Source organism: Methylobacterium sp. JK268, from assembly GCF_054052225.1.
Map to the genome: position 1 here is coordinate 255,598 of NZ_JBSVZN010000001.1, position 12,638 is coordinate 268,235.

Annotated in this window: 12 protein-coding genes; 10 read left to right on the forward strand and 2 right to left on the reverse strand. The window is 72.4% G+C overall.

The window, feature by feature from the left end; genetic code table 11:
- The 7 genes from ACW9J6_RS01105 (at position 1) to ACW9J6_RS01135 (ending at position 10,212) form a co-directional block, all read left to right on the forward strand.
- Complete coding sequence (locus ACW9J6_RS01105; RefSeq protein ID WP_457114572.1) at positions 1–1,020, forward strand: glycosyltransferase; 1,020 nt, start codon at positions 1–3, stop codon at positions 1,018–1,020.
- On the forward strand, positions 1,017–3,188 hold the full coding sequence (locus ACW9J6_RS01110; RefSeq protein ID WP_457114573.1) for a glycosyltransferase: 2,172 nt from the start codon (positions 1,017–1,019) through the stop codon (positions 3,186–3,188). The genes ACW9J6_RS01105 and ACW9J6_RS01110 overlap by 4 nt, the downstream gene beginning before the upstream one ends.
- Complete coding sequence (locus ACW9J6_RS01115; RefSeq protein WP_457114574.1) at positions 3,185–5,059, forward strand: ABC transporter ATP-binding protein; 1,875 nt, start codon at positions 3,185–3,187, stop codon at positions 5,057–5,059. Before ACW9J6_RS01110 ends, ACW9J6_RS01115 begins: the two co-directional genes overlap by 4 nt.
- A complete protein-coding gene (locus ACW9J6_RS01120; RefSeq protein WP_457114575.1) occupies positions 5,059–5,952 on the forward strand; it encodes a hypothetical protein in 894 nt (297 codons plus the stop codon). The genes ACW9J6_RS01115 and ACW9J6_RS01120 overlap by 1 nt, the downstream gene beginning before the upstream one ends.
- A 152-nt stretch (positions 5,953–6,104) precedes the next feature.
- Positions 6,105–8,033, forward strand: coding sequence for an ABC transporter substrate-binding protein (locus tag ACW9J6_RS01125; protein WP_457114576.1), 1,929 nt, complete (start codon positions 6,105–6,107; stop codon positions 8,031–8,033).
- Positions 8,030–9,055, forward strand: a complete 1,026-nt coding sequence (locus ACW9J6_RS01130) for an ABC transporter permease (protein WP_457114577.1) — start codon at positions 8,030–8,032, stop codon at positions 9,053–9,055. The genes ACW9J6_RS01125 and ACW9J6_RS01130 overlap by 4 nt, the downstream gene beginning before the upstream one ends.
- Positions 9,052–10,212 (forward strand): ABC transporter permease, encoded by a 1,161-nt coding sequence (locus ACW9J6_RS01135; RefSeq protein WP_457114578.1) that lies wholly within the window; start codon positions 9,052–9,054, stop codon positions 10,210–10,212. Before ACW9J6_RS01130 ends, ACW9J6_RS01135 begins: the two co-directional genes overlap by 4 nt.
- A 44-nt stretch (positions 10,213–10,256) precedes the next feature.
- On the opposite strand, the gene ACW9J6_RS01140 is transcribed toward ACW9J6_RS01135, so the two are convergent.
- Complete coding sequence (locus ACW9J6_RS01140; RefSeq protein ID WP_457114579.1) at positions 10,257–10,451, reverse strand: hypothetical protein; 195 nt, start codon at positions 10,449–10,451, stop codon at positions 10,257–10,259.
- Positions 10,452–10,782: 331 nt separating this feature from the next.
- On the opposite strand from ACW9J6_RS01140, the gene ACW9J6_RS01145 reads away from it, so the two are divergent.
- Positions 10,783–11,073: a type II toxin-antitoxin system RelE/ParE family toxin gene (locus ACW9J6_RS01145; RefSeq protein ID WP_457114580.1), complete on the forward strand. Its 291-nt coding sequence runs from the start codon at positions 10,783–10,785 to the stop codon at positions 11,071–11,073.
- Between the two features lie 12 nt (positions 11,074–11,085).
- Entirely contained in the window at positions 11,086–11,385 is a 300-nt protein-coding gene (locus tag ACW9J6_RS01150) for an addiction module antidote protein (protein WP_457114581.1), read from the forward strand.
- 149 nt (positions 11,386–11,534) lie between these two features.
- Here ACW9J6_RS01150 and ACW9J6_RS01155 read toward each other — a convergent pair whose 3' ends face one another.
- Positions 11,535–11,720, reverse strand: coding sequence for a YegP family protein (locus ACW9J6_RS01155; RefSeq protein WP_457114582.1), 186 nt, complete (start codon positions 11,718–11,720; stop codon positions 11,535–11,537).
- Positions 11,721–11,865: 145 nt separating this feature from the next.
- Between ACW9J6_RS01155 and ACW9J6_RS01160 the strand changes: the two genes are divergently transcribed.
- The gene (locus ACW9J6_RS01160; RefSeq protein WP_457114583.1) at positions 11,866–12,492 is read left to right on the forward strand and encodes an SIMPL domain-containing protein; all 627 of its coding nucleotides are present in this window, start codon (positions 11,866–11,868) and stop codon (positions 12,490–12,492) included.
- The last annotated feature ends 146 nt before the right edge of the window (positions 12,493–12,638 follow it).

A 12,638-nucleotide genomic window follows, 5' to 3' on the forward strand; every position in this document is an offset into this window, starting at 1 on the left:
ATGGCGCGGCTCCTGCTGCGGGCGCTCGCGGCGGCCGGCTTCGCGCCGTTCCCGGCGAGCGACCTTCGCAGCTACGACGCCGCGGGGGATCGACACGCCGCCCTGAAGACCGCCGCAGCGGCCGAGGCCGCGCGGCTCGCGGCCGCCCTCGCGGCCGACCCGCCGCGCCTGTGGTTCACCTATCACGTCTACTACAAGGCGCCCGACTGGATCGGCCCCGCCGTCGCCCGGGCGCTGGGCATCCCCTACGTGATCGCCGAGGGCTCGCGGGCGGCCAAGCGCGCCGCGGGCCCCCACGCGCTCGGCCACGCGGGCGCCGAGGCGGCCCTCGACGCGGCCGACCTCGTCCTCGTCATGAACGCCAAGGACCGGCCCGCCCTCGACGCGGCCCGTCCGGCGGGCCAGATCCTCGCCGACCTGCCGCCCTTCCTCGACCCCGCGGACTGGCCCCTGGCGCGGGAGCCGGTCCGGCCCGCGGGCGCCCTGCGGCTCCTCACCGTGGCGATGATGCGGGAGGGCGAAAAGCTCGCCTCCTACCGCCTCCTCGCCGAGGCCCTGGCGCTCTGCGCCGACCTGCCCTGGACCCTCGACGTCGCCGGCGACGGGCCAGCGGCCGGGGAGGTCTCGCGGCTCCTCGCGCCCTTAGGCGAGCGCGTCCGCCGCCACGGCGCCCCCGACCCCGCATCGCTCGCGGCCCTCTACGCGCGGGCCGACCTCCTGGTCTGGCCGGCCGTCCGCGAGGCCTACGGGATGGTCCTGCTGGAAGCCCAGGCCGAGGGCTGCCCGGTCGTCGCCGGCGGCTACGGGGGCGTGCCGGGGGTGGTCCGCGACGGCGTCACCGGCCTCGTTTCCGCGCCGGGCGATGCCGTCGCGCTCGCCTCCGCGATCCGGCGCCTCGCCGCCGACCCGGCCGCCCGGGCGGCGATGGGACGGGCGGCCCTGGCCTTCGCCCGCGAGGAGCGCGGCCTCGCCGCCGCCGCCGCGCGCCTGCGCGACGCGCTGTCGGACCTCGTCCGATGAGCCGGATCCTGATCGCGGTCACGCATCTGCTCGGCGCCGGCCACCTGACCCGGGCGGCTTCCCTCGCCCGGGCCTTCGCGGGGGCCGGCCACGCCGTCACCCTGGTCTCGGGCGGCATGCCGGCCGCCCTGCCGCGTCTCGACCGGATCCGGCTCGTGCAGCTGCCGCCGGTGCGGATCCGTGGGACGGCCTTCACCACCCTCCTCGACGAGGATCTCGCGCCGGTCGGGCCGGAGCGGCTGGAGGCCCGCCGGGCCGCCCTGCTGGCCGCCGTCGCGCAGGCCGATCCCGACGCGGTGATCACCGAACTCCATCCCTTCGGCCGCCGGGTGCTGGCACCGGAATTCGACGCGCTGGCCGGAGCGGTGGCGGCGCGCCGGCCCCGCCCGCTGCTCCTCGCCTCGCTGCGCGACATCCTCGCCCGGCCGAGCCGCCCGGAGCGCGTCGCCGCGACCCATGCCCGCTTCGACGCCTATGACGGCGCCCTGGTCCACGGCGACCCGGACCTCCTGCCCCTCGACGCCTCCTGGCCGGTGGAGGCCGCCCTGCGGCCGCGCCTCCACTACACGGGCTACGTCGACGAGGGCGAGGAGGCGGGTCCGGCCCGGGCCGCGGAGCGCGCGGGCATCGTGGTTTCGGGCGGGTCGAGCGCGGCGGGACTGCCCCTCCAGGAGGCGGCGCTCGGGGCGGCGCGCCTCCTGCCGGGTCTCGCCTGGCGGGTGCTGGTGGGCCGGGCGGTTCCGGAAGCGGCCTTCGCCGACCTGCGGGCGCGGGCGCCGGGCAACGCCGTGGTGGAGCGGGCGCGGCCCGATTTCCGGGCGCTGCTGGCGGGCGCGGCGCTCTCGGTGAGCCAGGCCGGCTACAACACGGTGCTCGACCTCCTGCGCAGCCGTTGCCCGGCCCTGCTCGTGCCCTTCGAGGCCGGGGGCGAGACCGAGCAGCGGCTGAGGGCCGAGACCCTGGCCGGGCGCGGGCTCGCCCGGGTGCTGCCGGAGGCGGACCTCTCGGCGGAGCGGCTCGCCGGGATGGTGGAGGCGATGGTCGGGAGGGCGGTGACCCCTCCCCCCTCTGCGGGGGAGGGTGCCCCACGGAGTGGGGCGGGAGAGGGGCAGCACGACGCTTCTTCAGTTGTCGCGCTTCACCATGCTTCAGGTTTATCCGGCACCGGGGTTCCCCTCTCCCGCCCCGCGCACGAGTGCTGCGCACTCGCCGCGGGGCACCCTCCCCCGCAGAGGGGGGAGGGTTACGACTCGGATCCCGTCGCCCTCGACGGGGCCGCGCGCTCGGTCGCGATCGTCGCCGCGATGCTCGCCGACGCGCGGGCCGTCGACGCCCTCGATTGGGCGCCCCTTGACGCCGCCCTCGCCCGGCTCGCCGCGGAGGGCCGCACCGTCACCCTGTGGTGGCGCGACGACGACGCGGTGGCCGACACCCCCGCCCTCGACCGCCTGCTGACCTTGAGCCGGCGCAGCGGCTGGCCGGTGGCGCTCGCGGCGATCCCCGCCAGCACCGAGCCCTCCCTCACGGCACGCGTGGCGGACGAGCCGGAGGTCGACCTCCTGGTCCACGGCCTCTCCCACGCGAACCACGCCGGCGCGGACAAGAAGGCCGAGTTCGGCCTCCACCGCCCGCCCGCCGTGCTGGCCGAGGAGGCGCGGCGCGGCCTCGCCCTCGCCGCCGAGCGCTGCGGCCCCCGGCTCCTGCCCGTCCTGGTGCCGCCCTGGAACCGGATCGCCCCGGACCTCGTGGGGCGTCTCCCAAGTCTCGGCTACCGCGGGCTCTCGACCTTCGGGCGGCGCGCGCCGAGGCTGCCCGGCCTCGTCCAGGTCAACACCCATCTCGACCCGGTCGACTGGCACGGGACCGGGCGCGGACTGGTCGATCCGGTGCTTCTGATCCGGCGCGCCGCAGAGATCGTCGCGGATCCGGCGAGCATCGGCGAGCCGGTGGGACTCCTGACCCATCATCTCGCGCAGAGTCGCGCAACCTGGACCTTCTGCGCCGCGTTCTTGGAGCGTCTGGCAGAACATCCGGCCGTCCGCGTCGCGCGGGCGGCGCGTTTGTTTGCGCCGGAGGCGTCGCCCGTGTCACAACCCGGCACGACGGTCACCGCGCGGGACCCGTCCTCGCCCGAGGACGATCCCGAGGGACGAAAAGCATCGGCATGACGGCTTCTCTCCTGTCGATCCGCGATCTCACGGTCGACTTCTCGGCGGATACCGGAGCGTTCCGGGCGGTCGACGGGCTGTCCCTCGACGTGCCGGCCGGCCGCACCGTGGCCCTCGTGGGCGAGTCGGGCTCGGGCAAGTCGGTGACCGCGCAGGCGATCCTGCGCATCCTTCCCAAATCGGCGCGCATCACGGGCGGTGCCATCCGCTTCACCGACCCGGCGACGGGGCGGACCGCCGAGATCGGGCGGCTGGGGCCGGATACGCCCGAAATGCGGGCTTTGCGCGGCGGGCGCATCGCCATGATCTTCCAGGAGCCGATGACCTCGCTCTCGCCCCTCCACACGGTGGGCGACCAGGTCACGGAGGCCCTGCGTCTCCACGCCGACGTCTCCGTCGAGGAGGCCAAGCGCCGCGCCGTCGACGTCTTCGCCCGCGTGGGCTTCCCCGACCCGAAGCGGGCGCTCCTCACCTACCCGTTCGAACTCTCCGGCGGCCTGCGCCAGCGCGCCATGATCGCCATGGCGCTGATCACCCGGCCCGCGCTGCTGATCGCCGACGAGCCGACCACGGCGCTCGACGTCACCACCCAGGCCCAGATCCTCGACCTGCTGCGCGACCTCCAGGCCGAGACCGGGATGGCGATGCTGCTCATCACCCACGATCTCGGCGTCGTCGCCAACATGGCCGACGAGGTCGTGGTGCTCTATCGCGGCCGGGTCACGGAGGCGGGCGGGCGCGAGGACATCTTCCGCCGCCCGGGCCACCCCTATCTCAGGGCGCTGATGCGCGCGGTGCCGCGCTTCCAGATGGCGGAGGGCGAGCGCCTCACCCCGATCCGCGAGGTGACGAGCGCGGTCCTCGCCCGCAAGGCCGGCGAGCCCCACCGCCCCGACCCGCCCGGGCCGCTGCTGGCGATCCGCGACATCCGCAAGTCCTTCACCCTGCGGGCGGGCTGGTTCAGCGGCACGGTGCGGCGGATCGAGGCCGTGCGCGGGGTCAGCCTAGAGCTGCGCCCGCAGCGCACGCTGGGCCTCGTGGGCGAATCCGGCTGCGGCAAGACCACTCTGTCGAAGATCGTGATGCGGGCGCTGCGCCCGGATTCCGGCAGCGTCTGCTTCGACGACGGCTCGGGCCGCGGCCCGCGCGACGTCTTCGGCCTCAAGGACAGGGAGCTGAAGGATTTCCGCCGGGCGGTGCAGTTCGTGTTTCAGGATCCGTTCTCGTCCCTCAACCCGCGCATGACGGTCTACGAGATCCTGACGGAGCCCCTGCGCATCCACGGGGTCGGCACCTCGGACGAGCGCTACGAGCGGGCGAAGGAACTCCTCGACATGGTCGGGCTCGATGCCCGCTCCCTGCGCCGCTATCCGCACGCCTTCTCGGGCGGCCAGCGCCAGCGCCTCGGCATCGCCCGGGCGCTCGCCCTGAAGCCCCGGGTGCTGCTCTGCGACGAGCCGGTCTCGGCGCTGGACGTCTCGGTCCAGGCGCAGGTGCTGAACCTGCTCAAGGACCTGCAGGCGAGCCTCGGCATCTCCTACCTGTTCGTCTCCCACAACCTCGCGGTGGTGGACTACATCGCCGACACGATCGCGGTGATGTGCCGGGGCTTCATTGTCGAGGAGGCGCCCAAGGCGGCCCTGTTCCGCGAGCCGATGCATCCCTACACCCGGGCGCTGCTCGCCGCCGTGCCCGAGCCCGACCTCGACCACCCGCTGGACCTCAAGCTCCTGATGAGCGATCGCTTCTCGGATCCGGCCGCCTGGCCGGAGCCCTTCCGCCTGACCGGGCCGGAGACCGGCCTGATGGAAGAGGTCTCGCCCGGCCACCGCGTGCGGGTGTCCCGACCCTCGCTCCGGCGGGCCGCCTGATGCCGCCCGCCGCCGCAACCCGTCCACATCCGCTGCTGGAGCGCCTGCGGCGGCGCTTCCTCGGCCGCCTGTTCGACCGGCTCGGCTACGACCTCGTTCCGGCGGTGCCGGATTGGGCGCACCGGCCGCTCTCGCGGCGGGAGACCGAGGCGCTGATCGGTGCCGCCGCGGCGCGGCTCGACGCGGATCTCGCCGCCTGCGGGCTCGCCCTGCCGGGCGGCGCGAAGCAAGCGGTCGAGACCTTCTGGGACTTGATCGCCGCCGCGCCGGTGGCCCAGCGCCGGGGCGGCAACGGCTTCAACGGCGCGCTGCAGCTCTACGTCCTGATGCGGGCGCTGCAGCCGCGCGTGGTGATCGAATCGGGCGTCTTTCGCGGGCTGACCACCTGGATCACCCGGCAGGCCTGCCCGGCGGCCGAGATCCTCTGCTTCGACCCGGACCTGTCGGGGCTGCGCTACCGGGACCCCGGCGCCCGCTACCACGCGGGCGACTGGTCGGAGCGCGACCTCGCCGGGCTCGACCTCGCGCAGGGCGTCGGCTTCTTCGACGACCACATCAGTCAGGCCCGGCGGGTCCTGGAGGCGCGGGCGCGCGGCCTCACCCGGCTGATCTTCGACGACGACGCGGCGGCCCACCGGCTGCACGCCCATGGCGGTCCGGCCTTCCCGACGATCGCGATGCTCCTCGACGAGGGCGCGGGACCCGAGCCGGTGCGCTGGCGGCGCAACGGCCGGGACTTCGTCTACCACCCGGACGGGGACGAGGCGCGCGCGGCCCGCGCGGCGATCCGGCTCGCGCATCCCTTCGACGACCTCCACGCGGCGACCGGGTATTCGCCGACGCGGATCACCTACGTGGCCCTGCGCGACCGCGAGACGGGAGATGCCGGATGAGCATGCCCTGGCGCCTCAACCCTCCCCCCTCTGCGGGGGAGGGTGGTCTGCGGAGCAGGCCGGGAGAGGGGAGCAACGCTTCAGGAGGGGGCGCGTGTCACAACGGGTTCAGCGATACCCGGCACGGTGGTTCCTCTCTCCCGCCCCACGCCGTGGGGCACCCTCCCCAGCAGAGGGGGGAGGGTTGGGGGCTCTCCTCCACCCGCCGCGGCATCGGGGCCGGCCTCGCCCTCCTCCTCCTCGCCGCCCTTCTCCCCCCGCCCCTCGCCCGCGCCGCCGACGAGGGCCCGGCGGCCCGCCTTCCCGCCGAGCCGCTCGTGGTCGATCTCCCGGCCCGGGGGCGCCAGGTGGGCCGGCCCGGGGGCGAGGTCGTCACCCTGGTCTCCAAGCCGCGGGACATCCGCTACATCTCGGCCTACAGCTACACCCGCCTCGTCGGCTACGACGAGAGGCTCACGCTGCAGCCCGACCTCCTGGCGCGGTTCGACTCCCAGGACGACAAGGTCTTCACCTTCACGCTGCGGTCGGGGCACCGCTGGTCGGACGGGCAGCCCTTCACGGCGGAGGATTTCCGCTACTGGTGGGAGGACGTCGCCCTCAACAAGGAGCTGAGCCCCTCCGGCCCGCCGGAATTCATGATGGTCGACGGGCAATTGCCCCGCTTCGAGCTCCTCGACCCGCTCCGCGTCCGCTTCACCTGGGAGAAGCCGAACCCGCGCTTCCTGCCGGAACTCGCCTCCCCGCGCGACCCCTTCATCTACCGCCCGGCCCACTACCTGAAGTCCTTCCACGCCAAGTACGCGCCGAAGAAGGACCTCGACGCGGCGGTCAAGGCGCAGAAGGCCAAGGGCTGGGCTGCGCTGCACAACCGCCTCGACGCGATGTTCGAGCAGACCAACCCGGACCTGCCGACGCTGCAGCCCTGGCGCGTCACCAACACGGCGCCGGCCCCCCGGTTCGTCTTCGTGCGCAACCCCTACTATCACCGGGTCGACGGGCAGGGGCAGCAACTGCCCTACATCGACCGGGTGCTGATGGACGTGGCGGCGGCCGGCCTCTTCGCCGCCAAGGCCAATGCGGGCGAGGCGGACCTGCTGTTCCGCGGCCTCACCATGGAGGACATCCCGATCCTGCGGGAGGGCGAGGCGGCCAAGGGCTACCGCACCCACCTCTGGCCCACCGCCCGCGGCTCGGAGATCGCCCTCTACCCGAACCTCACGGCCGCCGACCCGGTCTGGCGCAAGCTCAACCGCGACGTGCGCTACCGCCGCGCCCTGTCGCTCGCGATCGACCGGCGCACCCTGAACAACGCGCTGCTGTTCGGGCTCGGCACCGAGGGGAACGACACGATCGTGGAGGGAAGCCCCCTCTTCAAGCCGGAATACCGCACGCTCTACGCCGGCTACGATCCGGAGGAGGCCTCCCGCCTCCTCGACGCGGTGGGCCTCACGGAGCGCAACGGCGCCGGTTTCCGGCTGCTGCCGGATGGGCGGGAGCTGGAGATCGTCGTCGAGACGGACGGCGAGAGCATGATGCTCACGGACGGGCTCACCCTGATCGCGGAGTTCTGGCGCGAGGTCGGGGTCAAGCTCTTCGTCAAGCCGCAGGACCGCACGGTGCTGCGCAACCGCGCCTATGCGGGCCTGACCACCATGGTGGCGGCGCAGGGGCTCGACCTCGCCATGCCGACGGCCGAGATGCCGCCCGACGAGATCGCCCCCGACCACCAGGACACCTACGCCTGGCCGAAATGGGGCCAGTACGTGGAGACCAAGGGCAAGGAGGGCGAGGCGGTCGACATCCCGGAGGCCAAGGCGCTCCTCGACCTCAACGCGCAATGGATGGCGACCGGCGACGCCACCGCGCAGGCCCGGATCTGGGGCGAGATGCTCCGGAACCGCGCCGAGAACCAGTGGGTGATCGGCACCGTCTCGGGGGCGCTGCAGCCCGTCGTCGGCAAGAGCCGCCTCGTCAACCTGCCCGACAAGGCGACCTACAGCTGGAAGCCCACCGCCATGATCGGGATCTACCGCATGGACGAGTTCTTCTGGGGGCCGGAGCGCAAGGAGGCCGCCCGGTGATCCGCTACCTGCTGCGCCGCACGCTCACCATGGCGGTGACGCTCCTGATCATCTCGGCCCTGGTCTTCTTCATCATCAAGCTGCCGCCCGGGGACTTCCTGACGAACCAGATCGCCGAGCTGCGCTCCCAGGGCGAGGCCGCCTCGGTCGCCAAGGCGCAGTTCCTGATGCAGCAATACGGCCTCGACCGGCCGGTCTGGGAGCAGTACCTGCGCTGGATCGGCCTATGGCCCAATCCCGAGGGCGCCTTCAACGGCCTGCTGCAGGGCAATTGGGGCTGGTCCTTCGAGTACGACCGGCCGGTCCGCGACGTGGTCGGCGAGGCGCTCTGGCTCACCCTCGTCGTCAACATCGCGGTGGTGATCTTCGTGCACCTGGTGTCGATCCCGATCGCGATCTACTCGGCCACCCGGCAATACTCGGTCGGCGACTACGTGGCGACGTTCATCGGTTACATCGGCCTCGCCACGCCGTCCTTCCTGCTCGCCCTGATCATGCTGTTCTACGCCAACCGCTGGCTCGGGATCTCGATCGGCGGGCTCTACGACAGCGCCTATGCGGGCCAACCCTGGACCTGGGACAAGGTGCAGTCGCTCGCCGCCCACCTCGTGGTGCCGACCCTGGTGATCGGGCTCGGCGGCACCGCCGCCATGATCCGGCGCATGCGGGCCAACCTCCTCGACGAACTCGGCAAGCAATACGTGGTCACCGCCAAGGCCAAGGGCCTGCCGCCGACCCGGGCGCTGCTGAAATACCCGTTCCGGATGTCGCTCAACCCATTCATCGCCGATATCGGCAACCTGCTGCCGCACCTCGTCTCCGGCTCGGTGCTGGTGTCGCTGGTGCTGAGCCTGCCGACCGTCGGGCCGATCCTGCTCGCCGCGCTCAAGAGCCAGGACCAGTTCCTGGCGGGCTTCATCCTGATGTTCGTGGCCATTCTCACGGTGATCGGGATGCTGATCTCCGACCTCCTCCTCGCGTGGCTCGACCCGCGCATCCGTCTCGGGGGCTCCCGCCGATGAACCTGGAGGTCCGTCCCCGCCACTTCGTCGACCCGGCGCCCTTCGAACCGGGCCGCACCGAGCCGGCGGGCGCCGAGAGCGAGGTCTTCGACCGCGCCTCCTCCTGGCGGCTCACCTGGTGGAAGTTCCGCAAGCACCGGGTGGCGGTGGCGGCGGGCCTCGTGCTGGTGCTGTTCTACGCGCTGATCCCCTTCGTGGAGGTGCTGGCCCCCTACGATCCGGCCAAGCGCCACGGCGACTTCCTGTACGCGCCGCCCCAGCCCGTGCACCTGTTCCACGAGGGCCGGCTCGTCGGGCCCTACACCCATCCCTACACGTTCCATTTCGACGTCGAGCGCTTCCACCGCACCTACACGGTCGACCACACCAGGGTGCAGCCCCTTCGCTTCCTGTGCCGGGGCGACGCTTACGCCTTCTGGGGGCTGGTACGGACGGACTGGCACCTCGTCTGCCCGCCGGAGGGCGGCACCCTGTTCGTCGCCGGCACGGACCGGCTCGGGCGCGACCTGTTCTCGCGCATCGTGACGGGGTCGCGGATCTCGCTCACGGTCGGCATCGTCGGGATCGCGGTGTCCTTCGCCCTCGGGCTCTTCTTCGGCGGGCTCGCGGGCTATCTCGGCGGCTGGGTCGACAACCTCGTGCAGCGCCTGATCGAGATCCTGCGCTCGCTGCCGGAACTGCCGCTCTGGCTCGCCCTCTCGGCGGCGCTGCCGCCGAACTGGAGCCCGGTCCTGGTCTTCTTCGCGATCACGCTGATCCTCGGCCTCCTCGACTGGCCGGGCCTCGCCCGCGCGGTTCGCTCGAAGCTGCTGGCCCTGCGCGAGGAGGATTACGTGCGGGCGGCCGAGCTGATGGGCGCCTCGAAGGCGCGGATCATCGGCCGGCACCTGATCCCGAACTTCATGAGCCACCTGATCGCCTCGGCGACCCTGTCGATCCCCTCGATGATCCTCGGCGAGACGGCCCTGTCCTTCCTGGGGCTCGGTCTGCGCCCGCCGGTGACGAGCTGGGGCGTGCTGCTCAACGAGGCCCAGAACCTCGCGGCGGTGCAGCTGCATCCCTGGCTGCTGGCGCCGATCCTCCCGGTGGTGGTGGTGGTGCTGGCCTTCAACTTCCTGGGCGATGGGTTGCGCGACGCGGCCGACCCCTACCACTGACTCCGGTGCGGCCCCGCGGCCCTTCTCCCGCGGGGCCGCCTGTCTCAGGCCCGATCGTCCTCGGCGTCGAGGGCTGCCAGTTCCGTGCGGGCCCGGTCGATGAGGCGGGCGTGCTGGAGCTGCAGGGCGCGGCTGTTGGCACCCTGGCCGGCGGAGCTGCGGATCTCGGCGAGCGCCTGCTCGTAGCCCTGCAGCTCGGTCTCGAGCTGACGGCGGCGGTTCGCGGTGGAGGAGGTCATTCCGGTATCCCCTTTTTGGTGGTCGAGGCCCTGGCCGCCGGAACGGCCGAGCTCGACGGAGCATGGTCATCTCTGGGGCCAGAATGCGGCGGGCCGCCATTATCCGGCCGTGCCTGGGGCGGGATCGGGTCGGGCGCTCCGGAACGACGGGCCGCGGTCGTGTTCGAGGCCCCTCGCGTCCTGTCGCTCGCCAAGCTTGGACGGTAACGGGCTGCGTGAGGACGTCGTGACGTCCGGGTGCCGGCGCGGCGGCGCGTTTCAGGATCCGGAGCCCGACCCGGCCTGGAGGGCCGGCGTTTGCCGCCTCGTCGCCTATAGGCTACGATGACGCATGTTCGAGGTCTCGCGGACCGCTCAGTTCGACGCCTGGATCGCCGGGTTGCGCGACCCGCGTGCGAAGGCCCGAATCGCACTCCGCATCGATCGCCTTGCGCTCGGAAATCCCGGCGACGTCACGTCCGTCGGCGGCGGCGTCAGCGAATTGAGGATCGACTATGGCCCGGGCTACCGGGTCTATTTCGCCCGTCGAGATCGGACCGTGATCCTGCTCCTCTGCGGTGGTGACAAGAGCAGCCAGACGCAGGACATCGAGCGCGCGAAGGCGCTCGCCGCAACGGTATGAGGAAGCGCCGCCATGACGGACATCAAACCTTACGACTCCGCGCAGTATCTCGATTCCGATACGGCCGTGGCCGAGTATCTCGCCGCTGCGATCGAGGAGAACGACCCCGCATTGTTTCGGCACGCGCTCGGCGTCGTGGCGCGCGCGCGCGGCATGACGCAGATCGCGCGAGAGGCCGGGCTGTCGCGAGAGAGCCTGTACCGCGCGCTCTCCGACGAGGGCAATCCGAGCCTGGACACCGCGTTGCGCGTGCTGAAGGCGCTGAACGTCCGCCTGACCGCCACGGCCGTCGGCGATACCGAAGCGGTCTGAACGGATGCAGGGCGCCAAGCGCCGGACAGCGCTCGGACCCTGCCGGCGTGACCGGACCGTGGGCGTCTCCGGGCCGTCGGTGCCGGCCCGACGCCGCCGAGTTGGCACCCGGCGCATGAGCGCCGGTCCCGTCACCGCGGCGTTGTGGATCAGGCGATCTTGAGCGTCATGTCGACGATCGCGGCCTGGGCGGCCCCTTTCACGAGGGCGATGCCGTGCTCGCAATCCTCCCGGCGGACGTAGCCCTCGGCCGAATCGGCGACGACCGCGCCGTTGACGGCCCGCAGTCGCCAGCGCCAGTGACCGCCCGCATCGCGGTAGAGTTCGAAGCGCATCCCGTCCTCCTGGTCATCGATCCTGGACGGAGATGGGGATGCGGGTGCGTGGCTTCGAGGCCGCGGGGCAGCGGATCTCGCAGCGCCTCGAAATCGTCATTCCGTAGCGTAATCTGGCGATGCTTCGCTGTCCCCCGGATCGTTCATGCCGTTCCCTCACAGGCTGGCCGCACTTGTCTTCGGCTTTGTCACGGCGCTCGGACCCGCCCGGGTCGAGGATCGCCCCTGTTCCCCGGCGGCCGCGAGCCGCGTGCTCGCGCTGCGCGGGAGCGGAGAGCATCGCCAAAAGCCCGATAAGGCCGAGATCACGGTCTCCGTCGAGACCAAGGGGCGCACGCTGCAGGAGGCCGCGGCCGCGCACGGCGAGCGCCTCGCTCGCGCGAGGGCGGTCGTCGATGGGCTCGCGGAGAACGGCGTGACCATCGAGAAAGCGTCGTTTTCGCTGACGGAGGAGCGTGAATCCCCAGGGGCGAAGAAGCCTCCGGAAGAAAAGGAGCCGATGAGGGACAAGGCGCAGACGTCGATGACGCTGAAGGCCGCCTCCCTCGACAGACTGAACGACGTCATCACCCGTCTCGCGTCGAGCGGCGTTGTCGAGATCAGCCGGATCGAATTCCAAGTCGCGGATGATCGGATCGCCGGAGACGAGGCGCGCCGCGCCGCCGTGCGCGACGCTCGCGCCCAGGCCGCGGTCTTCGCGGACGCCGCCGACGTGGCGCTGGGCGAGATCGTCGAGATCACGGGCGCGGATGTGAGCCAGGAGCATTCTTAAGGCGACATCCCGCAGCCGACGGCCATCACCCTCTCGCCGCCGGCTGACATCCCGTTCACCGCGAGCGTCACCCTCCGCTGGCACATCGCTCCCCGCTGACGGGCCGCGGCATCGGACCCGCTCGCGCCTCCCCGCGTGGCGACCGA